This is a genomic window from Sporosarcina koreensis (genome assembly GCF_000826145.2).
GTDB classification, from domain to species: Bacteria; Bacillota; Bacilli; order Bacillales_A; family Planococcaceae; genus Sporosarcina; species Sporosarcina trichiuri.
Map to the genome: position 1 here is coordinate 94,266 of NZ_LN651336.1, position 21,839 is coordinate 116,104.

At 54.1% G+C, this 21,839-nt stretch carries 24 protein-coding genes and 1 tRNA gene; 1 reads left to right on the forward strand and 24 read right to left on the reverse strand.

The genetic code is table 11. The annotated features are described in order from the left end of the window. Positions 1-86 precede the first annotated feature (86 nt). The 12 genes from BN1190_RS04110 to BN1190_RS04165 form a co-directional block, all read right to left on the reverse strand. On the reverse strand, positions 87-833 hold the full coding sequence (locus BN1190_RS04110; RefSeq protein WP_040285762.1) for an alpha/beta hydrolase: 747 nt from the start codon (positions 831-833) through the stop codon (positions 87-89). 248 nt (positions 834-1,081) lie between these two features. Continuing rightward, on the reverse strand, positions 1,082-1,309 hold the full coding sequence (gene secG, locus BN1190_RS04115) for a preprotein translocase subunit SecG (RefSeq protein ID WP_040285763.1): 228 nt from the start codon (positions 1,307-1,309) through the stop codon (positions 1,082-1,084). A gap of 107 nt (positions 1,310-1,416) precedes the next feature. Then, positions 1,417-2,709, reverse strand: coding sequence for a phosphopyruvate hydratase (gene eno / locus BN1190_RS04120; RefSeq protein WP_040285764.1), 1,293 nt, complete (start codon positions 2,707-2,709; stop codon positions 1,417-1,419). An 18-nt stretch (positions 2,710-2,727) separates the two neighbouring features. Further along, a complete protein-coding gene (gene gpmI / locus BN1190_RS04125; protein ID WP_040285765.1) occupies positions 2,728-4,248 on the reverse strand; it encodes a 2,3-bisphosphoglycerate-independent phosphoglycerate mutase in 1,521 nt (506 codons plus the stop codon). Beyond that, the gene (gene tpiA / locus BN1190_RS04130; RefSeq protein ID WP_040285766.1) at positions 4,241-5,002 is read right to left on the reverse strand and encodes a triose-phosphate isomerase; all 762 of its coding nucleotides are present in this window, start codon (positions 5,000-5,002) and stop codon (positions 4,241-4,243) included. The genes gpmI and tpiA overlap by 8 nt, the downstream gene beginning before the upstream one ends. A 16-nt stretch (positions 5,003-5,018) precedes the next feature. Beyond that, entirely contained in the window at positions 5,019-6,206 is a 1,188-nt protein-coding gene (locus BN1190_RS04135; protein WP_040285767.1) for a phosphoglycerate kinase, read from the reverse strand. Positions 6,207-6,356: 150 nt separating this feature from the next. Then, the gene (gene gap / locus BN1190_RS04140) at positions 6,357-7,364 is read right to left on the reverse strand and encodes a type I glyceraldehyde-3-phosphate dehydrogenase (RefSeq protein ID WP_040285768.1); all 1,008 of its coding nucleotides are present in this window, start codon (positions 7,362-7,364) and stop codon (positions 6,357-6,359) included. An 88-nt stretch (positions 7,365-7,452) separates the two neighbouring features. After that, entirely contained in the window at positions 7,453-8,436 is a 984-nt protein-coding gene (locus BN1190_RS04145; protein ID WP_052461715.1) for a sugar-binding transcriptional regulator, read from the reverse strand. 189 nt (positions 8,437-8,625) lie between these two features. Continuing rightward, positions 8,626-8,859, reverse strand: a complete 234-nt coding sequence (locus BN1190_RS04150) for a glutaredoxin family protein (RefSeq protein WP_040285770.1) — start codon at positions 8,857-8,859, stop codon at positions 8,626-8,628. A gap of 81 nt (positions 8,860-8,940) precedes the next feature. Next, positions 8,941-9,762, reverse strand: coding sequence for a TPM domain-containing protein (locus BN1190_RS04155; protein ID WP_040285771.1), 822 nt, complete (start codon positions 9,760-9,762; stop codon positions 8,941-8,943). Further along, positions 9,762-10,337 carry a LemA family protein gene (locus BN1190_RS04160; RefSeq protein WP_040285772.1) on the reverse strand — a complete coding sequence of 192 codons (576 nt, stop codon included), beginning with the start codon at positions 10,335-10,337 and terminating at the stop codon, positions 9,762-9,764. Before BN1190_RS04160 ends, BN1190_RS04155 begins: the two co-directional genes overlap by 1 nt. A 174-nt stretch (positions 10,338-10,511) precedes the next feature. After that, a tRNA-Arg gene (locus tag BN1190_RS04165) sits at positions 10,512-10,583 on the reverse strand. Positions 10,584-10,743: 160 nt separating this feature from the next. Here BN1190_RS04165 and clpP point away from each other — a divergent pair. Next, complete coding sequence (gene clpP / locus BN1190_RS04170; protein ID WP_276327486.1) at positions 10,744-11,373, forward strand: ATP-dependent Clp endopeptidase proteolytic subunit ClpP; 630 nt, start codon at positions 10,744-10,746, stop codon at positions 11,371-11,373. 44 nt (positions 11,374-11,417) lie between these two features. Here clpP and BN1190_RS04175 read toward each other — a convergent pair whose 3' ends face one another. The 12 genes from BN1190_RS04175 to hprK all read right to left on the reverse strand — a co-directional run bounded on the left by BN1190_RS04175 (position 11,418) and on the right by hprK (position 21,771). Continuing rightward, positions 11,418-11,675 carry an HPr family phosphocarrier protein gene (locus BN1190_RS04175; RefSeq protein ID WP_040285774.1) on the reverse strand — a complete coding sequence of 86 codons (258 nt, stop codon included), beginning with the start codon at positions 11,673-11,675 and terminating at the stop codon, positions 11,418-11,420. An 18-nt stretch (positions 11,676-11,693) separates the two neighbouring features. Then, entirely contained in the window at positions 11,694-12,635 is a 942-nt protein-coding gene (gene whiA, locus BN1190_RS04180) for a DNA-binding protein WhiA (protein WP_040285775.1), read from the reverse strand. Positions 12,636-12,660: 25 nt separating this feature from the next. After that, a complete protein-coding gene (locus tag BN1190_RS04185; RefSeq protein ID WP_040285776.1) occupies positions 12,661-13,647 on the reverse strand; it encodes a gluconeogenesis factor YvcK family protein in 987 nt (328 codons plus the stop codon). Positions 13,648-13,651: 4 nt separating this feature from the next. Continuing rightward, complete coding sequence (rapZ, locus tag BN1190_RS04190) at positions 13,652-14,539, reverse strand: RNase adapter RapZ (protein WP_040285777.1); 888 nt, start codon at positions 14,537-14,539, stop codon at positions 13,652-13,654. 4 nt (positions 14,540-14,543) lie between these two features. Further along, positions 14,544-15,014 (reverse strand): NUDIX domain-containing protein, encoded by a 471-nt coding sequence (locus BN1190_RS04195; protein WP_040285778.1) that lies wholly within the window; start codon positions 15,012-15,014, stop codon positions 14,544-14,546. Between the two features lie 206 nt (positions 15,015-15,220). Further along, a complete protein-coding gene (gene trxB / locus BN1190_RS04200) occupies positions 15,221-16,171 on the reverse strand; it encodes a thioredoxin-disulfide reductase (RefSeq protein WP_040285779.1) in 951 nt (316 codons plus the stop codon). A gap of 99 nt (positions 16,172-16,270) precedes the next feature. Beyond that, positions 16,271-17,797, reverse strand: a complete 1,527-nt coding sequence (locus tag BN1190_RS04205; protein WP_040285780.1) for a tetratricopeptide repeat protein — start codon at positions 17,795-17,797, stop codon at positions 16,271-16,273. A gap of 91 nt (positions 17,798-17,888) precedes the next feature. Beyond that, a complete protein-coding gene (locus BN1190_RS04210; protein WP_040285781.1) occupies positions 17,889-18,413 on the reverse strand; it encodes an acyltransferase in 525 nt (174 codons plus the stop codon). Further along, positions 18,410-19,063 (reverse strand): pyrophosphatase PpaX, encoded by a 654-nt coding sequence (gene ppaX, locus BN1190_RS04215; RefSeq protein WP_040286001.1) that lies wholly within the window; start codon positions 19,061-19,063, stop codon positions 18,410-18,412. Before ppaX ends, BN1190_RS04210 begins: the two co-directional genes overlap by 4 nt. After that, the gene (locus tag BN1190_RS04220; protein ID WP_040285782.1) at positions 19,056-20,021 is read right to left on the reverse strand and encodes a nucleoside recognition domain-containing protein; all 966 of its coding nucleotides are present in this window, start codon (positions 20,019-20,021) and stop codon (positions 19,056-19,058) included. The genes ppaX and BN1190_RS04220 overlap by 8 nt, the downstream gene beginning before the upstream one ends. After that, positions 20,011-20,817 (reverse strand): prolipoprotein diacylglyceryl transferase, encoded by an 807-nt coding sequence (lgt, locus tag BN1190_RS04225; protein WP_040285783.1) that lies wholly within the window; start codon positions 20,815-20,817, stop codon positions 20,011-20,013. The genes BN1190_RS04220 and lgt overlap by 11 nt, the downstream gene beginning before the upstream one ends. Beyond that, positions 20,818-21,771, reverse strand: a complete 954-nt coding sequence (hprK, locus tag BN1190_RS04230) for an HPr(Ser) kinase/phosphatase (RefSeq protein WP_040285784.1) — start codon at positions 21,769-21,771, stop codon at positions 20,818-20,820. Positions 21,772-21,839: the final 68 nt, after the last annotated feature.

Below are 21,839 nucleotides of genomic sequence, written 5' to 3' on the forward strand. Positions count from 1 at the left end.
GATAAGATCTGCTGTTCCAATTGTTGTTCGAATGTATCCAATTCGCACCCCTCCTTACTCACTAGTGTTGCCTGAACGCCTCTTGTTTACTCTTCCCAGTCAAGCGACTCGAGAAACGCAAAGACATCTTCATGAAGCTGTTCTTTTTCTTTGCCGAGCGTGATGACATGTCCCGAGTTCTTGTACCAGGACTGCCGTTTGTCCGGAGATTCGATCGTCTCGAAGATGACATCCGCCGACTCCGGATCGATCACCTCATCGTGCACGGACTGTACGACGAGCGTCGGTGCATAGATCAGATCCAGTCCGCTGCGCACGTCCGCTATGAGCTGCTGTAGATCGGCCAGGGACGGCATCGTCTGTCCGCGGAGCGCCTCCACTTCTTCTTCGATCTCCGCTTCGGATTTCCCTTCAATTTTCTTATACTCGCCAGCGTACCGCAGCACACCTTCATACATGAGATCCGTCGAGCGCATTGACATCGGGGCATTCATCGTCACAATCCCCTTCACCGGCATCTCACTGCCGAGTTTCAATGAAAACACACCGCCAAGCGACAACCCGGCAACCGCGATCTGGTCATATCCCGCTTCCCGGAGCGTCCGGTAGCCTTCGAGCACATCCTGCCACCACTCATCCGGTCCGGTATGTATCAACTCTTCCGGCGCCACACCATGACCTTTATAATGCGGCGCCAGCGACGTATAATTCTTCTTCTCCAAATACCGCCCGAGCATCCGGACATCCGCCGACGTCCCCGTGAACCCGTGCAGCAGCAACACCGCCCGCTTCCCATGCTTAAAGAAAAACGGCTTCGCCTGTCCAATCTTCATCCAAAACGACCCTTTCTGTTATGAACACTTTTGAAGTTGTTACACAATCCAGTTGCTTGGAGCGGAAGGCGGCGACTCCGAGGGGATCAGCACGAGCTGAAGACCCCACAGCTGCGTAGCAGCGAGGAGGCTGAAGCCGTGCCCCCCGGAAAGCGTCCGCCTGCAGCGCAAAGCAACCGCTTACGTTGACACCCTGCCAAATAAAAAAGCCCAGCCGTACTGATGGCCAGGCGGAAATTGCTGTTCGTTTATATTTTCATAATTGCAATCGCCAATACAAAGAACACAACGGACAAAATGATGGTAACGCGCTGAAGGACCAAGTCCAAGCCGCGTGCCTTCTGTTTCCCGAATAACTGTTCCGCTCCGCCGGAGATGGCTCCTGACAGACCTGCACTTTTCCCTGATTGCAGCAGTACAACGACAATTAGTGAAAGTGAGACGATCACGAGCAATGTCATTAACAACGCATGCATACTATTGCACCTCCTGAAACTAGCTCAACTGCCCTTACTAGTTTACCAAACTATGGAGCATCCGACAACCGCTGTTTGCAGCAGTTGTCGGAATGCTTCAAAAAAGATCACTTCAAGTTGTAGAACGTGTCTTTTCCGAGGTACTGGGCTGTTTCGTCGAGCTGGTCATCGATGCGCAGCAGCTGGTTGTACTTCGCGACGCGATCCGTACGGGACGGCGCACCGGTCTTGATCTGCCCGGCGTTCGTTGCCACGGCGAGATCTGCGATCGTCGTATCTTCCGTCTCACCCGAACGGTGCGAAATGACCGCTGTATAGCCGGCGCGCTTCGCCATTTCGATCGCATCTAATGTCTCTGTCAATGTGCCGATCTGGTTCACTTTGATGAGGATCGAGTTGCCGACGCCTTCTTCGATTCCGCGTGCAAGCTTTTTCGTGTTTGTGACGAACAGGTCATCACCCACGAGCTGGACACGCTTACCGAGACGGTCTGTCAGCAGCTTCGTGCCGGCCCAGTCGTTCTCATCGAGGCCGTCCTCGATCGAGATGATCGGGTACTTATCCACAAGGCTCTCGTACCAGTCCACCATCTCTTCGGACGTCTTCTCGATGCCTTCTCCGGCAAGCTTGTACTTGCCTTCCTCCGCGTTGTAGAACTCGGATGCTGCCGCATCCATCGCCAGCATGATATCTTCGCCCGGCTTGTAGCCCGCTTTTTCGATCGCCTCGACGATCGTGGACAGTGCGTCTTCGTTCGACGACAGGTTCGGAGCGAATCCGCCTTCGTCCCCGACTGCTGTGTTCAATCCTTTTTCCTTCAGGACGGACTTCAGGCTGTGGAAGATCTCAGCACCCATACGCAGCGCATGGCGGAACGACTCCGCGCCGACCGGCATGATCATGAATTCCTGGATGTCCACGTTGTTATCCGCATGCTCGCCGCCATTGACGATGTTCATCATCGGGACAGGCAGCTGTTTTGCGTTGATGCCGCCGATGTATTGGTAGAGCGGGATGTCCAAGTAATCCGCCGCCGCATGGGCAACCGCCATCGAAACACCTAGAATCGCGTTCGCGCCGAGCTTGCCTTTGTTCTCGGTACCGTCCAGCTCGATCAGTGCTTTGTCGATGACGACCTGATCGAGGACAGAGTAGTTGTCTTCGAGGGCATCCGCGATGACTTCATTCACATGATCGACCGCTTTCAGGACGCCTTTCCCGAGGTAGCGGCCTTTGTCGCCGTCACGCAGTTCCACTGCTTCGTATTCACCGGTGGAAGCACCGGACGGGACGATGGCACGGCCGAATGCGCCGCTTTCCGTGAATACTTCCACTTCGACTGTCGGATTGCCCCGTGAGTCAAGAACTTCCCTTGCTTGAACAATACTGATTACCGGCATGCAAATCTCTCCCTTTAGTTAAAATAATGGCGTTCCTGTCATTTCTTCCGGCTGTTCGATTCCCAGCAATTTTAGCATGGTTGGTGCCAGGTCTGCGAGAATCCCGCCCGCTCTGAGCTCGATTCCTTTTTTCGTGACGATGACAGGGACCGGATTGGTCGTGTGCGCTGTCATCGGATTGCCTTCCGGCGTGATCACTTCATCCGCATTGCCGTGGTCCGCTGTGACGATGGCCGCGCCGCCCTTCTGCTCCAGCAGCCCGACAATCCGGCCGACGCATGCATCCGTCGTTTCAACCGCTTTCACGGTCGGCTCGAGAAGCCCGCTATGGCCGACCATATCAGGGTTTGCAAGATTGAGGATGAATGCATCGATCCGGTCGTTCTCGATCTCTTCGATAAGTGCATCCGTCACTTCATAGGCGCTCATCTCGGGCTTCAGATCATAGGTCGCAACTTTTGGTGAAGCGATCAGGATCCGTTTTTCACCGTCGAATTCCTCTTCCCGGCCGCCGCTCATGAAGAACGTTACATGAGGATACTTTTCCGTCTCCGCGATCCGCAGCTGCCGCAAGTGGTTGGCGGACAGCACTTCGCCGATCGTATTCTTCAGATCCTGGCTCGGAAAGACCACTTCGGAGGCCACTTCTTCACTGTATACTGTGAATGTCACGAATTTCAGGTCGGTGAACGGCTTCACTGGGAACCCGTCGAACCCGTTCTGCGTAAATGCACGTGAGAGCTGGATCGCCCGGTCCGGACGGAAATTGAAGAAGATGACCGCATCGCCTTCGCTGATACGGACGGCTTCACCGCCAGCTTGCTGTACGATGAACGGAACGACGAATTCATCGGTCACTCCCGCATCATAGGACGCCTGGACACCTTCTTCCGCCGTTTTGTACCTTGGGCCTTTATCATTGACCATGACATCATAGGCCAGCTGGACACGGTCCCAGCGCTTGTCCCGGTCCATCGCATAATACCGTCCGGACACCGAAGAGATTTTGCCGATGCCCGCTTTTTTCATCACTTCTTCCGTCCGCTGCAGGAACGCCATCGCCGTTTTCGGTCCGACATCCCGTCCATCCAGGAACGCATGGACATAGACGTCTTCCAGTCCGTGCATAGAGGCGAGTTCCAGCAGTGCGAACAGATGCTCAAAATGGCTGTGTACGCCGCCGTCCGACAGCAGTCCCATGACATGCAGCGCGCTGCCGTGATTTTTCGCATGGTTCACAGCGGACAGAAGCGCCTCGTTGTCGAAGAACTCCCGCTCACGGATCGATTTGTTGATGCGCGTCAGACTCTGATAGACGATCCGGCCGGCGCCGATATTCAAGTGGCCGACTTCGGAATTCCCCATCTGCCCGGGCGGCAGGCCGACCGCTTCTCCGCAGGCGGTCAGCGTAGAATGCGGATACTCCTTCCACAGACGGTCATAGTTCGGCTTCGAAGCATGCGCCACAGCATTTCCGGCAGCTGTTTCGCGCAGTCCGAAACCGTCCATGATGATGAGTCCGACGGGTCCTTTACTCATGGGAACCCGCCTTCGCAAGTTCGGCAAACGAGTCCGGATCCAGGCTTGCCCCGCCGACTAGCGCGCCATCAATGTCGCTCTTCGCCAGCAGTTCTTTGATATTGGCAGGTTTTACGCTGCCGCCGTACTGGATGCGGATCGCTTCTGCAGTTTCTTCGGAGAAGATCTCCGCAAGAACAGTACGGATATGCGCGCACACTTCGTTCGCATCCTCCGCAGTTGCCGTACGTCCTGTGCCGATCGCCCAGACAGGTTCATAGGCGACGATGGATTGTTTCGCATCCTCTTCACGAACCCCTTCGAATGCCTTCTTCACCTGGCGTCCGACCACTTCCGCTGTCTCTTCGGCCTCACGCTGTTCAAGTGTCTCACCGACACAGACGATCGGCGTCAGACTGTGTGCGAAAGCCGCTTTCACTTTACGGTTCACACTCTCGTCCGTTTCGTTATAATACTGCCTGCGCTCCGAGTGGCCGAGGATGACCAGTTCAACACCGATGCTTTTCAGCATGACAGGGCTGACTTCGCCTGTGAAGGCTCCCTCGTCTTCCTCATGCATCGTCTGTGCACCGATTTTGACTGGCAGCTTCTCCGCTTTTCCGGCAAGTGCCGCCAAGTATGGGGACGGCGGACAGATGACGAGTTCGGCCGCTCCTGTGCCGTCCAGTCTGCTTTCCAATGCATTCATGAAGTCCATTGCTTCCTGCATCGTCTTGTACATTTTCCAATTTCCTGCAATGATCGGTTTTCTCATGACTTGTCCCTCCTCCTTAAAGTCGGTCGTCCAGTGCTGTCACGCCAGGCAGTTCTTTCCCTTCCATGAACTCCAGGGAAGCACCGCCGCCTGTCGAGATATGATCCATCCGGTCAGCGACATCAAACTTTTCAACCGCTGCTGCGGAGTCGCCGCCGCCGATGATCGTGAAGGCATCCGTCTCCGCCATCGCCTGCGCCACTTGTTTCGTGCCTTCGGCAAACGGCGCCATTTCGAATACGCCCATCGGTCCGTTCCAGATGACGAGCTTCGAAGCCTTGATGACATCGGCATACTGTTCCGCCGTTTTCGGACCGATATCGAGCCCCATCCAGCCAGCTTCGATGCCGTCGATCGGAACAACTTTCGTGTTTGCGCTTTCAGAGAACGTATCCGCCACTTTCACGTCGATCGGCAAATAGAGGTTGACCCCTTTTTCCTTCGCCTTCTGAATGAAAGATGCCGCAAGATCGATCTTGTCCTCTTCCAATAGGGAGTCGCCGATCCCGTGTCCCTGCGCTTTCGTGAAAGTATACGACAGACCGCCGCCGATCAGCAGATTATCGACCTTATCCAGCAGGTGGTCGATGACGCCGATCTTGTCTTTCACTTTTGCGCCGCCGATGATCGCAGTAAACGGCCGTTCCGGATCGGATAAGGCTTTACCGAGGATGCTGAGCTCTTTTTCCAGCAGGAGCCCCTGGACACTCGGGAGATACTCCGCGATGCCTGCAGTTGTCGCATGTGCCCGGTGAGCAGCGCCGAACGCATCATTGACGTAGACATCCGCCAGACTTGCGAATTGCTTGGCAAGCTCCGGATCGTTCTTCTCCTCGCCCGGGTGGAACCGGACATTCTCAAGCAGAAGCACGCCGCCGTCGGACAGCTCTGAAATGCGGGATTCCACTGCAGCTCCTGTCGATTCATCAAGCTTCACAACGGGCTTTCCGAGCAGTTCTTCCAGCCGCTCACCTGCTGCAGTCAGACGGAACTCGTCGTTCACCTGGCCTTTTGGTCGTCCAAGATGACTTGCGAGGATCACTTTCGCTCCCTGTTCGGACAAATACTGGATCGTCGGCAGCGCCGCACGGATGCGGGTATCATCGGAGACCTTTCCGTTTTCCATCGGTACGTTGAAATCGACGCGGCAGAATACACGCTTCCCCTTCAAGTCCATGTCTTTCATCGTCTGTTTCGGATTCATGGGAACAAGCACTCCTTTACGGCAAATGTAGTTGTGAAAAAAAAGGAGGAACGGGGCAATGCCGTTCCTCCTGCCCATCTATTCAGTATAATCGGTCACAATCCGATAAGCCAGATTTTATGTGTCTGTATGGATCTGTGGCCAGGTTGATCAGAGACCTTTTTCGTTCATATACAACGCAAGGTCGATACAGCGTGCAGCGTATCCCTGCTCGTTGTCATACCAGCTGATGACTTTCACCATGCTGTCCTGCAGTACCATTGTCGACAATCCATCGACAGTCGATGATGCATGTGTACCGTTATAGTCTTTCGACACAAGCGGCAGATCGCTGTAGAACAGGTAGCCTTTCAATTCGTTCTCAGAAGCCTCTTTCAGTGCGCTGTTCACTTCTTCGACAGTGACATCCTTGCCTAATTCCGCAACGAAGTCGACGAGCGAAACGTTCGGTGTCGGCACACGGACTGCCATTCCATCCAGTTTGCCCTTCAGCTCAGGGATGACTTTCGTCACGGCAGAAGCCGCTCCCGTAGTTGTCGGGATCATCGACTCGGCAGCTGCGCGGGCACGGCGATAGTCCTCATGCGGCAAATCGAGGATCCGCTGGTCGTTCGTATACGAGTGGATGGTCGTCATCATGCCGCGTTCCACGCCGAATTTGTCGTTCAGCACTTTGACGACCGGCGCCAGGCAGTTCGTTGTGCAGGATGCGTTGGAGACGAACTTGTCTTCCTTCGGATCATACTCCTGCTCATTGACGCCCATGACGAGTGTTTTGACATCGCCTTTCGCAGGTGCTGACAAGATCGCTTTCTTTGCACCCGCATCGATATGCTTCTGCAGACCGGCTGCGTCACGGAACACACCTGTGCTTTCCACGACGATGTCGATACCGAGATCTCCCCACGGAAGGTTTGCCGGGTCTTTTTCTGCATAGACACGGATCTTTTTGCCATTCACGATGATGTGGTTCTCATCAGAAGAGACATCCGCATCGAGGATACCGTGCACCGAGTCGTATTTCAGAAGATGTGCAAGCATTGGGGCATTCGTCAGGTCGTTGACTGCCACGACTTCCAATTCGTCATGTACCAAAGAGTCTCTCATCACAATACGTCCAATACGTCCAAATCCGTTAATCGCCATTTTTACTGTCATCTTGAATCCCTCCAGAGTTTTGTTTATATAATAATGGGTTACGCAGCGTCAGCCGCGGAGCCATTTGGTAACAGTCTTCTCACGTTCGTCAGATGAAATTCATGAGTTCCCTTGCTGCCCCTTCGTCGGTGATCAGTACGGTCTGTTTCGCGGCAGCATGCAGGTAGGACAAAATCGCTTCCGCCTTTTCCGAGCCGCCCGCAACCGCCAGAATCAGCGGGATGCGCTTCAGGTCGTCCGTCTGGATGCCGACTGTCCGCAGATGATGTACAATCTCGCCCTCGCGGTTAAAGTAGTAGCCGAATGCTTCGCCCTTTGCCCCGCGGGCGGCGAGGAGGCGGCGTTCGTCTTCGCCGGACTCCCGCATGACAGCCATCTTCTGGGCATCCCCGATGCCGTGCAGGAGACAGTCGGCCGAGCTGTATAAGTCCATCATCCGCTGTGCACCCGGCTCTTTCAGGAAGATGGCATGTGCTTCTTCACTGAGTGATTCCGGATAGTACAGCGATTTGTAGGAAGCGTTGCATGTCTGGGCGAACGTGGCGGCAATGACGTTGGCCTGCAGGCCGATATCATCGCCGACACCACCCCTCGCCGGGATGAACAGCGTATCCTCCGCCCCCGGATAGCAGCTCAGATGCTTCGGGATGGAAGCCAGTGTGCTGCCGCCAGTAACTGCGACGACCCTGCCCTTGCCGATACGGCTGCTGAAAACAGAAGCCGCCTCAGCACCGAGCAGTTCGTTCGAAGCACCGATTTCCGAGCTGTCCCCTTTGACGATATGGACATCTTTGATGCCGAACGTCTGCTTGATGCGCTTCCCAAGGATATTCCGTTCGTACTGCAGTTCGATCAGGGGTTCGAGATCGTACAGGACGCTCTCCCCTTCCGCAGTGATGCGCGCCCCTTCTTTCGCCACCTGGATCAGGTGCTGGTCACGGAGTGCCTCCATGACGGAACGGGTTTCCCGTTCCGAGAGGCCGGCTGTCTCCGCAAGCGGCCGCCTGCCGATTGGGCCGGATGTCTTGATGAGCTTCAGCACAAGATACCTTTGCTGGAGCGCGGCCATCATGTCAGGGACCAGCTTTTCCTGCGCCTCCACAATAACCGGTTTCAGAAAGACTCCTCCCTTCGTTTCGCTCGCTTGCCTAGGACTGATTTTGCCCTGAATGGTTTAAAAACGTCCCACTGAAGTCAAAAAAATAGAATAGCTTTATACTCCAACTATACATCCTATTCCCCCATTGCACAACTGTAAACATCAGTCGCCGAAAAGAAGGACAAGATCGGCATACCCGATGTTCCCATAGCAGAGGACGCGTCCTTCGTTCTCGACAACCGGAATCATCAGCATATATTGCTCATGCTTATCATCATCGTCCTCGATATTGACGGATGTCCAGGTCAGCGGATACTCCTCGCTGACAAGCTGCATCATCTGCTCTGCTTCATCGCACAGCGTACAGCCCGGTTTCGTATAAAAGGTCACATGCATGGGTTTCCCTCCTGTCTGTATCCAGTGTAAAAGCAAAAAGCGATGCGCGCAACATCGTTCGCTGCACACACCGCTTATTCATCAGAAGCTACGGCCGGCGCCGCCTCCGCCGCCTGAGCCGCCGCCTCCGAATCCTCCGAAGCCGCCTCCGCCGGAACCGCCGCCGAAGCCGCCTCCTGAGCCGCCTCCAAACGAACCCGGGAAGAAGATCGGGCCGACACCGCGGCTTCTGCCTCCTGGCCCGCCGCCGCGTCCGCCTCCTCCGCCTCTTCCGGAATTAGCGAATATCTGGATGAGGATGAACGCGATGACGATTATCGGTACAATCGGGATGCCTCCTCCTCCTCCGCTGTCGCCTTCGTCAAATGTTGCGACAGGGAGTTCTTCACCATTCAGATCATACTCTTTAGCGATTTCATTATAGAAAGCTTTGTAGGCTTCCAAAATCCCTTTGTCAAACTCGCCATTCTTAAGATAAGGCATTGCGACTTCATCAATGATGCGGCCCACTTTCCCATCAGGAAGAGCGCCTTCCAAACCGTATCCTACCTCAAGACGAATGTGTCGTTTACCCGATTCATCCGGTTCGCTGGTGACCACAAGAAGAGCTCCGTTATTCTCCTCTTTACTGCCAAGCTGGAATTCACGCAGCTTATTCAGCGAAAATTCGTCGATTGGCCGTCCCCCGGTATCTGGTACAATGAGCACCGCCAGTTCGGCACTGGTAGCGCTGTACAGTCGCTTGCCGTAATCATCCAGTTCTCTTTTCACATCTTCTGAAAGTATTCCCGACTTGTCTTGGACAATGTCTACACCACGTGCATCAGCTGACGGCAGGATAGCTGCCGATAGCATCAGGAGCATGCCGAGCAGGGCAAGTGCCCGGGCAGCTGTCCGTTTCATTACTCATCGTCCCCGAAGTCGACGCTCGGCGCCTGTTCGGCACCTGCTGCCGCTTTAAAATATTCCTTCTTGTCAAAGCCGAATACCGATGCAACGAATTTGCCCGGGAAACGCTGCACTTGCTTATTGTAGGATGCGACTTCTCCGTTGTAATCCTTGCGTGCGACGGCGATCCGGTTTTCAGTACCCGCCAGCTCATCCATCAGCTGGGTGAACTGCTTGTCGGCCTTCAGCTCCGGATAGTTCTCAGTAATGGCAAGAAGGCGGCTCAGTGCCCCCGACAGCTCATCGTTCGCCGCTGCCTGCTCTTCCGGTCCGTTCGCCCCCGCCAGTTTCGAGCGGGCATCCGCGATGTTCGTGAAGACTTCCTTTTCGTGCTTCGCATAACCCTTGGCTGTGTTCACCAAGTTCGGAATCAGATCGACCCGCCGCTGCAGCTGGGTTTCGATTTGTGAATAGGCCTGATCAACGTTTTCTTCCGATGTGACAAACCTGTTGTAGCTCGGAACTAATATTAATCCCAGTACAACAATGATTCCGATGATGATGCCAATCGGCCCTAATAACTTTTTCATTTTGCCAGCCCCCTATAGTGTTTTCCTTTCAGGAGTTTACCCGTACTGATGAGCACTCCAAACGTTCGGTCTATAAGGTAATACGGCCGGCAGCCCGAAAAGTTCCGGGTTGCATGCAAAAACCCCTGATTGTGAACATAGGCTGTTCACGATCAGGGGGTTCTGTTGTTCTGATGTCCTCGGCGGGAGTCGAACCCACATTTTAAGCTTCGGAGGCTTACGTGCTATCCATTGCACCACGAGGACGTTTTGTTTTCTTGTTTAGCGGACAAATAATAGTATACTTGCTGAGAAGCCGAAATGCAACAGGTAATTTTCAAAGCGTTATATTTGACCTTTGTTGACCATACTCTGTATGATTAAGACATGGTTAAGCGGGGCACCGTTTTAACATACGACCATCTTCATTCATCAAAAGGAGGAACGGAACATGAACTTGATTCCTACAGTTATTGAACAGACGAACCGCGGCGAGCGTGCGTATGATATTTACTCCCGCCTGCTGAAAGACCGCATCATCATGCTCGGCAGCCAGATCGATGACAACGTGGCAAATTCCATCGTTGCCCAGCTGCTATTCCTGGAATCCGAAGACCCGGATAAGGACATCTCGATCTACATCAACAGCCCGGGCGGCAGCATCACTGCTGGTATGGCGATCTACGATACGATGCAGTATATCAAGCCGGACATCCAGACGATCTGTATCGGCATGGCCGCTTCCATGGGATCTTTCCTATTGGCAGCAGGTACGGAAGGAAAGCGCTATGCTCTCCCTAACGCCGAAGTGATGATCCACCAGCCGCTCGGCGGCGCGCAGGGTCAGGCGACTGAGATCGAGATCGCTGCAAAGCATATTCTCTTCATCCGTGAAAAGCTCAACAAAATTTTGTCGGAACGCACCGGCCAGCCGATCGAAGTGATTGAAAAGGATACGGACCGCGACAACTTCATGACCGCTGAACGTGCGAAAGAGTATGGTCTCATCGACCACATCATTACGCGCAGCGACATGCGTGAATCGGAAAGCAAGTAAAGGAACAGACAAGGCGTCCCGTCAACCGGGACGTTTTTTTCTGTTCACGCTTCCCCTTCGATGAACGCAGTCAGCGTCGCAGCTGCCTGTTCTTCATCTGCTCCTTCTGTGATCACCTGGACCGTGCTGCCCTGGGCGATAGCCAGGCTCATGACGCCCATGATGCTTTTGGCATTGACCTGCCGCTCATCCCGCTTTACATAGACATCCGAAGTAAACCGGTTCGCCTCCTGCACGAACAGGGCCGCCTGTCTCGCCTGCAGGCCGGGTTTAATCTTCACTTCTGCTGTTTTTTCGATCATTTCCCTCTCTCCTATCCGTTACGTTATTCCGCCCACCCGCACTTTTTCGGCGATTTCATCGATTTTGCGGAGCCGGTGGTTGACCCCCGACTTGCTGACGGGTCCTCCGGAGAGCATCTCTCCGAGCTCCTTCAGCGTAACATCCTGATATTCCACACGCAGATGCGCAATTTCCTGCAGACGGTCCGGCAGCGATTCCAGGCCGATTGTCGACTGGATGAGCTTGATGTTCTCCACTTGGCGCTGGGCTGCTCCGATCGTCTTGTTCAGATTGGCCGTCTCGCAATTCACAAGCCGGTTCACGCTGTTCCGCATGTCACGCACAATCCGGATATCTTCGAATCGCATGAGGGCGACATGCGCCCCGATCAGGCTCAGGAAGTCCGCAATCTTTTCCGCTTCCTTCAAATACGCCACGAACCCTTTTTTCCGTTCGATCGACTTTGCGTTCAGCTGGTAGTCGTTCATGAGCTCCACAAGAGCGTCGGAATGCTCCTGATAGAGCGAGAATACCTCGAGGTGATAGGATGACGTCTCCGGATTATTGACGGAGCCGCCTGCCAGGAAGGCTCCGCGAAGGTAAGCCCGTTTGCAGCAGTCGTTCGGGATGATGTCTTCCGAAATCTTCTGGTTCGACTGGAATGTATTCGTCAGGATGTCGAGATCGTCCAGTAATTCCCGTGCTTCTTCCCGGATCCTGCAAATATACACATTGTTCTTCTTCAGACGCATTTTCCGGCGTACGAGCAGTTCCACTTTGAATGTATATAACTTCTTCAGATTGGAGTACAGCCGTCTCGCAATGGCAGCGTTTTCCGTCTGCACATCCAGCATGATCATCTTATTGGAAAACGACAAGACCCCGTTCATGCGGATGAACGCGGCGATTTCCGCTTTCGTGCAGCAATCTTCAGTTTCGATCTGCGTCAGTTCTTTCTTTGTTTCCGATGCGAAAGACATGATCTTCCCCCTTTCCCGGCGGTGGTCACGCCTCTTCTTTGCATGGTTCTTCTGCCAGTATGTCCTCCATGAACCACCGGGCCACCTTATCGGCATCGTGCAGCACACGGCCGTCTTTCGCGAATGCGATGTCCTCCTGTACGATTTGGGGAACGAGTTCTGCAAGCCTGTCCAGATCGCACTCGACCGGCCAGGAGGTGACTGCCTGGCCGGCTGCTGTCAGTACCGGCATAAGGTCCTTGCTGTTCAGCAGGACGGCATCCAGGAACGGCTCCCCGACATGATCGTACAGCGCAGCGACATGTTCGGACGCCGTGTATCGGTACGTTTCCCCTTTTTGGGTTGTCAGATTGCCGACATAGACTTTCCTCGCAGCGCTCAGCAGCACGGCATCCCGGATATCCTGCACAAGGAGCGACGGAAGGATGCTCGTATACAGGCTGCCCGGTCCGACGATGATCAGGTCCGCTTCGCGTATCGCGCGGAGCGTCTCCGGCAGCGGTTCAGCATCCTGCGGTGACAGATAGACCCGGCGGATCTTCCGTGCGTACATCGGGATCTTCGATTCGCCAGTGACGATCGTGCCGTCCTCCAGCTCAGCGTGCAGTGTTATACGTTCATTGGCCGCCGGCAGCACTTCCCCTTTTATGTTCAGCACTTGGCCCATCTTTTTGATGGCCGTAGCGAAATCACCTGTAATATCAGTCATCGCAGCAAGCATCAGATTGCCTAATGAATGGCCATCCAGGCTGTCCTGGGCAGTGAACCGGTATTGGAACAGCTCTTCAATCAGCGGTTCCACATCTGAAAGCGCTGCCATCACTTTTCTTACATCCCCTGGCGGCGGGATATCATACTGATCCAGCAATCGGCCGGAGCTGCCTCCATCATCTGCGACTGTCACGACCGCTGTCAGTTCGAGAGGATGTTTTTTCAATCCTCTCAAAAGTGTGGACAGTCCCGTGCCGCCGCCGAAAACCACTACTTTCTTGCGTATTGCAGAAGGCTTCATAACGTCAGCCCTTTCTTTTTTCAATATGCTGATGGGTCACATAAGTTGTATAGTCCTCTTTGAACAGGTTCCCGAAATACTCCGCAAGCGTGACGGAACGGTGCTGTCCGCCTGTGCAGCCGAATGCGATGACCACCTGCGACTTGCCTTCCTGCTTATATTGAGGGATCAGGAACTGGAACAGGTCCGTCAGCTTGCTGATCAGCGTCTGGGTATCGTCCCATTTCAGGACATAGTCATAGACATCCTGGTCGAGACCGGTCTGAGGACGCATCGCTTCGATATAATAGGGGTTCGGCAGGAAGCGTACATCGAACACGACATCCGCATCGATCGGCATCGCATGCTTGAAACCGAACGATATGAAGTTCAGCGTGAAGTTCTCCCCTTCTCCTGCCGAGAACTCCTTGATGATCTTTTCACGGAGTTCCTTCGGTTTCATGACGGACGTATTGAAGATCGACTTGGCGCGTCCTTTGATATCGCTTAAGAGACCCCGTTCTTTCCGGATCCCTTCGAGCGGCTGCCGGCCGTTTGCCAGCGGGTGGGACCGTCTCGATTCTTTGTATCGGCTGACGAGTGTTTCATCATCCGCTTCGAGGAACAGGATCCGGGTCGTCACATTGTCCATCCGGTTGACACTGTCCAGTGCATCCAGAAGCGCGTCGAACAGACCGCCGCCCCGCGTGTCAATGACAGCTGCGATTTTCGGTTTTTTATCCGAGGATGCCAGCATCAGGTCGAGAAACGTCTCGAGCAGCTCAGGCGGCAGGTTATCGATGCAGTAATAGCCCATGTCTTCGAAACTCTGCATGGCGACCGATTTTCCGGCCCCCGACATGCCTGTGATGATGACCAGTTCCAGTTCCTCCGTAAATGCCTCATTATCCATCCGTTCAATCACCTTCCATGGAGTGTTGAATTTTTTCATCCAGCAGGACGAAATCTTCCGTGTACGTGAATGTGCCGTACTGCATACCCGGTTCTGACACTGCAAAGAGGAGATTTGTGCGATCCCCTTCCGCCATCGGCAGCGTGCGCAGCGCTTCTTTCGGATGCCATTCGAGCTTCCCTTCCACGGTATCCTCCATCGGCGTGCCGATCAGGTCATGGCCGGTGAATGTATAGAGCATCCACTCATCCACTGTTTCGTCCCCTCTGCGGATCACCATTGTGTAGATGCCTTTCAAATGGGGGTCCACAGGAGTCGCTCCTGTCTCTTCCGTGAATTCACGGATGGCTGTCTCGACGATCGATTCCCCTGCGTCCATTTTCCCGCCCGGAGCGACGTACCAGCCTCTCCGTGGTTTTTTGAGCAACAGTACCTGACCATCTTTTTCTACTAGCAGATTAACAATTCTTTGCATACACGATGCCTCACTTCTTTTGTTCACATAGTTTTAAGTATAATCGATTTCATAGGAAAACGACACAAAAAGAAGCTGCCGGCAACGTACTTTCCGGCAGCCTTCAAAAGTATTTAAAAATAGGGGGTCAATCAACACTTTTAGTATATCCCTTTTATATTGCGAGAACATTACAAACACATTAATGTTGCGTTAAGGAAAGACTTTTACACTTTGGTTTCGAGGGCGTCGTTCAATTCCTCGACGTATTTCTGGCAGGACTGGGCTGCAATACTTCCGTCACCTGTCGCTGTCACGACTTGACGGAGAAGTTTTTCACGGACGTCGCCTGCGGCGAAGATGCCCGGAATTTCCGTTTCCATCACTTCGTTCGTCTTGATGTACCCATGCTCGTCAAGGATTCCGAGATTCTTGAATGGTGCGGTTATCGGGTCAAGTCCGATGTAGATGAACATACCTTCCGTCTTGAATTCCCGCTCGGAGCCGTCTTTCGTGGAGACCAGTGTCACGGAATCGACCTTGCCGTCTTTTCCATGGACCTCTTTGACAGTCGTATCCCAGATGAAATCGATCTTGTCGTTTGCGAAAGCGCGTTCCTGAAGGATCTTCTGAGCCCGCAGTTCATCGCGTCTGTGGATGATTGTCACTTTGCTCGCGAAACGCGTCAGGTACGTACCTTCTTCGACTGCCGAGTCTCCGCCGCCGACGACGATGATCTCTTTGTTTTTGAAGAATGCGCCGTCACAGACCGCGCAGTAGCTGACACCGCGGCCGGTCAGTTCAGTTTCGCCCGGGATGCCCATCTTGCGGTACTCAGCACCTGTCGTGATGATGATACTCTTTGTTTTATACTCTTTCCCGCCTGCGGTGATCGTCTTGTATTCCTTGCCGTCTTCGATGCCGCTTACGTCCCCGTATGCATACTCCGCTCCGAAGCGTTTCGCATGGTCGAACATTTTAGTGGAAAGATCCGGCCCGAGGATCGACTCGAATCCCGGATAGTTTTCAATTTCTTCCGTGCTTGCCATCTGGCCGCCCGGCACACCGCGCTCCAGCATGAGCGTATTCATATTCGCGCGGGCAGTATAGACGGCTGCAGTCATACCTGCAGGCCCTGCGCCGATGATCACTACATCATAGATTGTTTCAGCTGACATTCAAGCTCCTCCTCTTTCGGTAGTTCTTCTGTCCAAATCGTATAAGTTTTTCGATGTTCCATCAACTAATCTGCCTGTACTCCAGGTGTTCCGGCTTACTCAGGAGAAGTTCGGCAGGAAGGTGAATAACTCGCCGACGTACTTGGTCAGTGTCTGCGTACTGATTCCGTACTGTTTGGAGATGCCTGTCTTGGTGATCCCTTTGGCGCGGGACGAACGGAACATATAATCAGCAGCCGCAGCAATCGCGGGAGGGTTCTTGAATGGGTATTGTTTCTCAAGGCCGATTTCAAACAGGGAGAACCACATCTGGAACAAGTGAGTTCCCTGACGGTCAAGCGGTCTGTTCTGTTCATACAGGTACTCCGTCGCCGCCATCGCCCGGTTGAACGCCTTATCGGCCGCCGTGTCTTCCACGAGCTGATAGTCAAGGCTGCCTGCCAGTACAAACTTCTCGAGATCGGACAGTTTTTCTACGTCAATGTATGCCGGATGGGCGATGATCTCCTGTTTGTGGATCGACTTCCCAAGTAGGAAAAACCCGAACATCCGCTCACTCCTGTACATATTGCCGATCTTTTCAAGGAGGAATTGCTTGTCCTGCACATAGCTTGAGTCGTCCTCTAATTTCTGCAGATCCGCATCGAGCCATGGTTCCAGCCCTTTCTTCGATGGGTCGAGTTCGATCAGCCGGGCGAATGCCTCCTCCGCCTGCTTGCGGCGTCCCGAGAAAAAGGCCGCTTGCGACAGCCAGAAGAAAAACCCTTCGTCTCCTTCGAAGCCTTTCCGCTGGATGCTCCTGAGCCAGTAGTAGGCTTCCGGGTGGCAGCCGATGAGGGCGAACGTCGCGCCGAGCTTATATCTGTGATCGAACTGGTACGGGCGGATCTTTTTCAGCAGATCGATGAGCGGCATCAGCTTCTCCTGATCGCCTTCATAATAGTAGAAGACCGCCAAGTTGCACAGTGCATGCACATTTCCCTTGTCATTCTTCAGGATATCGTACAGCAGCTCCCGGGCATCCGCTGTCTCCCCGCGGTAGAAATAGGCGAGCGCCAAGTTATTATACGTCGTCCAGGACTCCGGATAATCGGCGATGATGTCCTCGAGTACACCAACGGCTTTATCGAATTCCCCCGACTCCATCATCCGCCGGGCTTTTTCCTGAAGCAGCAGGACCTCTTCGTCCTCCGGGTTCTCTTCCGCCAGGAACGCAGCTTCCTGTTCGGCGAATTCGATGATCTCCTTCGCTTCCTCGTACAGTTCCCCAGACGGCGCCCTTTCGGTGTATTGTTCCGCAAAGAGGCGTGCTTCCCTCAGCATACCGAGATGCGCATGCACTTCCGCAAGATAATAGACGACATCCGCGTCCTGCGGTGCTAATTCAAATGCCTGCAGCAGCAGTTCAAGTGCTTCATCGAACCGTCCCTCCTCCATGACCATAACACCGTATTGCGTCAGGATCCGGGGGTCGGAAGGACTCAGTTCGGCTGCCCGCTTCAAGTATTTCAGCGCTTCCTGGAACTGCTCCTTCTGGATTTCGGTCAGTGCCCGGGCGTAATAGAAGTCACCATTCGGGACAAATGGGATTATGTTAGTTGTGTTTTGATGCTGATTTTTATCCAAACAGATTCCTCCGAAAAAACAAGAAGGAACGATTGAGGACGCCCCTTCTTGCAATGTGTCTTCAGTATACCATATCTTCTTTCCCTCAATGCTAAACCTTCGGGACATCCGTCTTCCGCCTGGCAGCTTCTTCTTCTGTGAAGATGATGCGGACAGGGTTGCCACCCGCCATGGCGCCCGGCGGAATATCTTTGTTGACGAGCGACGCAGCGGACACAACAGCTCCGTCGCCGATAGTCACGCCAGGGAGGATCGTGCAGTTCGCTCCGATCATGACCCTATCGCCGATGATGACATCCCCGATCCGGTATTCATCCGTCAAATACTCATGCGCAAGGATTGTTGTGTTAAAGCCGATGATCGTGTTGCTGCCGATGCGGATCCGTTCAGGAAACATGACATCCGGAAATACCATGAGGGCGAACGCGGTCCGATTTCCCACTTCCATACGCAGGAATGTCCGGTACAGCCAGTTCTTCATGCGGAAAAACGGCGTATAGCGGGCGATCTGGATGACCGCGAAATTTTTCGCGACTTTGGCGAACGACACGGTCTTGTACAGATTCCAGAGTGAGCTGCCTTCCCACTTCACCGGATACCGCTCCGTCTTCCTCATTGCGCGGGCACTCCGGTAATCTCATACAGATCGGATATGTGGGTCAGCATAAAGTCGGGATTCCAGGTCCACAGAAATTCCGGCCCCTTCGCAGACCAGGCGACGCCGGCAGTCCGGACGCCCGCGTTCTTCCCGCCTTCGATATCATGGGAATTGTCCCCGACCATGAGCACCTCGTCTTTCGATGCGCCGAGACGCTCGATCGCCAGAAGCAGCGGTTCGGGATCCGGCTTTGCGTTCGTAACATCATCCAGTCCGACGACGGTGTCGAACAGGCGGCCGATACCGATGAGTTCAAGCCCTTTCCAAACCATATCATTGCGTTTCGTCGATACGATCGCCATGCGGATGCCATGCGCTTTGAGCCGCGTCAGCACTTCCGTGACCCCGTCGAATTCGACTGCGAGCCGGTCATGATTGGCCATGTTCCACTCGCGGTATTCTGAAATCATCTGATCCGTCTTGGCCGGATCGATGCTGTCGAATGTTTCCTTAAGCGTCGGACCCATGAACGGAAGGAGATCCGGACGCGTATAGCGGCCCGGATAATGGAGTTCCAGCAGCTGTTCGAATGACTGCAGGATCAGTTCGTTCGTATCAAGCAAGGTTCCGTCAAAATCGAACAGGATGGTCGTAATTGGTTTATCCATGAACAGCATCTCTCTCTTTCTCTAATTTCTCCTGCAGCCGGTTCCGCCAGAAAAAAGCGACTGCAATCGTCAGGGCGAATGCAGTGACGATCCGGATGAGCAGCAGTGGCCATACCGGGATGCCGAGCGGCACGAACAGCAGCGTATCCTCGATGACGGCGTGGCAGGCCACGAGGAAGACGAACGACAGCGTCGCGTCCCGATTGCTGACGCCGTCTTCCTGGACAGCCTGGATCATGACGCCTGCACCGTACGCCAATCCGATGACGAGACCTGCGACCAATGTCAGCGAAGCATTCGGCTGGACGCCGATCAGCTTCGTCACAGGCGTGAACCTGGATGAGAACTTCTCCAAATAGTGGCGGTCCTTCAGGAACTGGACGATGATCATGAGCGGTATGACAATCAGCGCAAGCTGGAGTACACCGAACGAGGCCTTTTGCAGACCGAGCAGGAAGATGTCCAGCCAGCCTTCCGGCACAGCGGTCACTTCAGGGGACAGCCCATATTGCGCCAGTTCCCCGCCCCCGCGCCAGACGAGATTGATGACGATGCCGGACAGCGCCGCCAGCCCAAAGCGGACGGTGAGCACGATCCACAGTTTGACGCCGACTTTCAAGGCGACCCCTGTTTCAATGAAAATATTGTGTGCGAAACTGAGCATGACCGCGAGAATGAAAACTTCTTTCACCGTCAGGTCCAGCGACAGGATGCCGGCGATACCGGCGTATAAGTTCAATGCATTTCCGAGTACGAGGGGGATTGCCGCCTCCCCGCTCAGTCCGAATAAGTTCATGAATGGGGAAATCAGCTTGACGATCCAGGGCAGTATTGGCGTATGCTGCAGGATGACGACCAGAATGGTGATCGGAAAGATGATCTTTCCGAGCGACCAGGTCGTTTTCAGTCCCGCTTGTGTCCCTTTCCGCAATGTTGTTGTGCCAGCATTAGTTGTCATTGTACCTCACATCCGTCTTCATGATGAACCGCCGGTAGACAAACAGGCCGATGCCGAGAAGGACACCAAGGATCGATACAACCTGTGCCGCCCGCAGCCCTCCGCCGTACAAGCTGTCCGTACGCATGCCTTCGATGAAAAACCGCCCGATCGAGTACCAGGTGATGTAGAAGAAGAAGATTTCGCCCCGTTTCAGATTCACCCTCCGGAGCAACAGGATGATAGCCAGGCCGACAAGGTTCCATAATGATTCGTACAGGAAGGTCGGGTGATAGGTCACGCCGTCGATCGTCATCTGGTCCATGATCCAGTCCGGGATGATCGTATGCTCAAGGAACGCCTGGGAAACCGGTCCTCCATGTGCTTCCTGGTTCATGAAGTTGCCCCAGCGGCCGATGATCTGGCCGATCAGCAGGCCGGGCGCCGTGATATCAGCGACTTTCCAGAAGGAGACCCCCCGCTTTTTCGTGAAGATGACCGCCGTGATGATTGCGCCGATCAGCGCACCGTGGATGGCGATGCCGCCTTCCCAGATTTTGATGATATCAGCGGGATGGTCCTTATAGAACTCCCACGAAAAGACGACATAATAGATCCTTGCTGAGATGATCGAGATCGGAACTGCCCAGATCAGCATGTCTGTCAGCAGGTCGGGGTGCATATGCTGGCGCACCATTTCTCTTTGCACGAGCAGGAATGCCAGCACGATTCCTGTCGCAATCAGTATGCCGTACCAGCGTACGTCGATAGGTCCAAGCGAGAATGCAACCGGATCGATTGCCAATAATGTAGTCATTTACTCAGAAAACCTCTTTTCTTGCGCAGCCTCGGATTTCTGCCGGATCACTGCATCCAATTTGTTCGTGAACTCTTCGGCGGCATTGATGCCGAGTGTTTTCAGCCGGTAATCCATGGCGGCCACTTCGATGATGACAGACAGATTCCTGCCCGGGCGGACGGGTACGACGAGTTTTGTCACTTCCGAGTCCATGATCCTCATCTTATCATCGTCCAGTCCAAGCCGGTCGTACATTTTGTCGGGATCCCACAGTTCCAGCTCAATCGCCAGGACGATCCGTTTGTCGTCTTTGACAGAACTTGCCCCGAACAAGGTCATGATATCGATGATGCCGACACCCCGGATTTCCAGCATATGCTGCAGAAGCGGCGGCGGATTGCCGATCAGTATGTTTTTGCCCACTTCCCGGATCTCCACCGAGTCATCTGCCACCAGCCTGTGCCCCCGCTTCACGAGCTCCAGTGCTGTCTCGCTTTTCCCGACGCCGCTTTTCCCGGTAATGAGCACACCGACCCCGTATATATCGACCAGCACACCGTGGACAGTCTCCATCGGAGCGAGCCTGCCCGCGAGGAAATTCGTCAGCATCCCGGACAGCCGGGTCGTCTGGATGTCCGATCCGAGAACGGGGACCGCATTCCGATCGGCTGCTGAAGCCAGTTCCGGTGGGAGCTCCACACCGTGTGCCAGCACGACGGCAGGAGTTTCCGGTGTACAGAGCAAATGCATCCGTTCTATCCGGTCGGCTTCCGGCAATTTTTCAAAAAATGAGATCTCGGTCTTCCCCAACAGCTGCAGCCGGGTCCTCGGATAGAAATCGAAATAGCCGGCCATTTCAAGACCGGGTCTTGAAATATCACTCAAGTCTATTTCCCGCTCGATCCCTGCCCCGCCAGCCAGCAGATCGAGATTGAAACGCTGACGCATCGCCTGTACAGATACACCGCCCATTTGACAGCCACCTCCGCTAACATAGATTGTCTACGCATTATTCTACCATTGTATGCACGGTTGTGAAG

Excerpts from the sequence above, each read along its gene's own strand:
- tpiA (WP_040285766.1), bottom strand. The coding sequence starts at position 5,002 with ATGAGAAAACCGATCATTGCAGGAAATTGGAAAATGTACAAGACGATG.
- BN1190_RS04155 (WP_040285771.1), bottom strand. The coding sequence starts at position 9,762 with ATGAAACGGACAGCTGCCCGGGCACTTGCCCTGCTCGGCATGCTCCTG.
- BN1190_RS04210 (WP_040285781.1), bottom strand. The coding sequence starts at position 18,413 with ATGAGGAAGACGGAGCGGTATCCGGTGAAGTGGGAAGGCAGCTCACTC.
- BN1190_RS04220 (WP_040285782.1), bottom strand. The coding sequence starts at position 20,021 with ATGACAACTAATGCTGGCACAACAACATTGCGGAAAGGGACACAAGCG.
- BN1190_RS04175 (WP_040285774.1), bottom strand. The coding sequence starts at position 11,675 with ATGATCGAAAAAACAGCAGAAGTGAAGATTAAACCCGGCCTGCAGGCG.
- BN1190_RS04110 (WP_040285762.1), bottom strand. The coding sequence starts at position 833 with ATGAAGATTGGACAGGCGAAGCCGTTTTTCTTTAAGCATGGGAAGCGG.
- ppaX (WP_040286001.1), bottom strand. The coding sequence starts at position 19,063 with ATGGATAAACCAATTACGACCATCCTGTTCGATTTTGACGGAACCTTG.
- BN1190_RS04160 (WP_040285772.1), bottom strand. The coding sequence starts at position 10,337 with ATGAAAAAGTTATTAGGGCCGATTGGCATCATCATCGGAATCATTGTT.
- BN1190_RS04145 (WP_052461715.1), bottom strand. The coding sequence starts at position 8,436 with ATGATGGCCGCGCTCCAGCAAAGGTATCTTGTGCTGAAGCTCATCAAG.
- BN1190_RS04150 (WP_040285770.1), bottom strand. The coding sequence starts at position 8,859 with ATGCATGTGACCTTTTATACGAAACCGGGCTGTACGCTGTGCGATGAA.
- gap (WP_040285768.1), bottom strand. The coding sequence starts at position 7,364 with ATGACAGTAAAAATGGCGATTAACGGATTTGGACGTATTGGACGTATT.
- eno (WP_040285764.1), bottom strand. The coding sequence starts at position 2,709 with ATGCCGGTAATCAGTATTGTTCAAGCAAGGGAAGTTCTTGACTCACGG.
- BN1190_RS04195 (WP_040285778.1), bottom strand. The coding sequence starts at position 15,014 with ATGCAAAGAATTGTTAATCTGCTAGTAGAAAAAGATGGTCAGGTACTG.
- lgt (WP_040285783.1), bottom strand. The coding sequence starts at position 20,817 with ATGACTACATTATTGGCAATCGATCCGGTTGCATTCTCGCTTGGACCT.
- BN1190_RS04185 (WP_040285776.1), bottom strand. The coding sequence starts at position 13,647 with ATGAAGCCTTCTGCAATACGCAAGAAAGTAGTGGTTTTCGGCGGCGGC.
- BN1190_RS04135 (WP_040285767.1), bottom strand. The coding sequence starts at position 6,206 with ATGAATCCGAAACAGACGATGAAAGACATGGACTTGAAGGGGAAGCGT.
- trxB (WP_040285779.1), bottom strand. The coding sequence starts at position 16,171 with ATGTCAGCTGAAACAATCTATGATGTAGTGATCATCGGCGCAGGGCCT.
- hprK (WP_040285784.1), bottom strand. The coding sequence starts at position 21,771 with ATGGGCGGTGTATCTGTACAGGCGATGCGTCAGCGTTTCAATCTCGAT.
- gpmI (WP_040285765.1), bottom strand. The coding sequence starts at position 4,248 with ATGAGTAAAGGACCCGTCGGACTCATCATCATGGACGGTTTCGGACTG.
- rapZ (WP_040285777.1), bottom strand. The coding sequence starts at position 14,539 with ATGGATAATGAGGCATTTACGGAGGAACTGGAACTGGTCATCATCACA.
- whiA (WP_040285775.1), bottom strand. The coding sequence starts at position 12,635 with ATGTCTTTCGCATCGGAAACAAAGAAAGAACTGACGCAGATCGAAACT.
- secG (WP_040285763.1), bottom strand. The coding sequence starts at position 1,309 with ATGCATGCGTTGTTAATGACATTGCTCGTGATCGTCTCACTTTCACTA.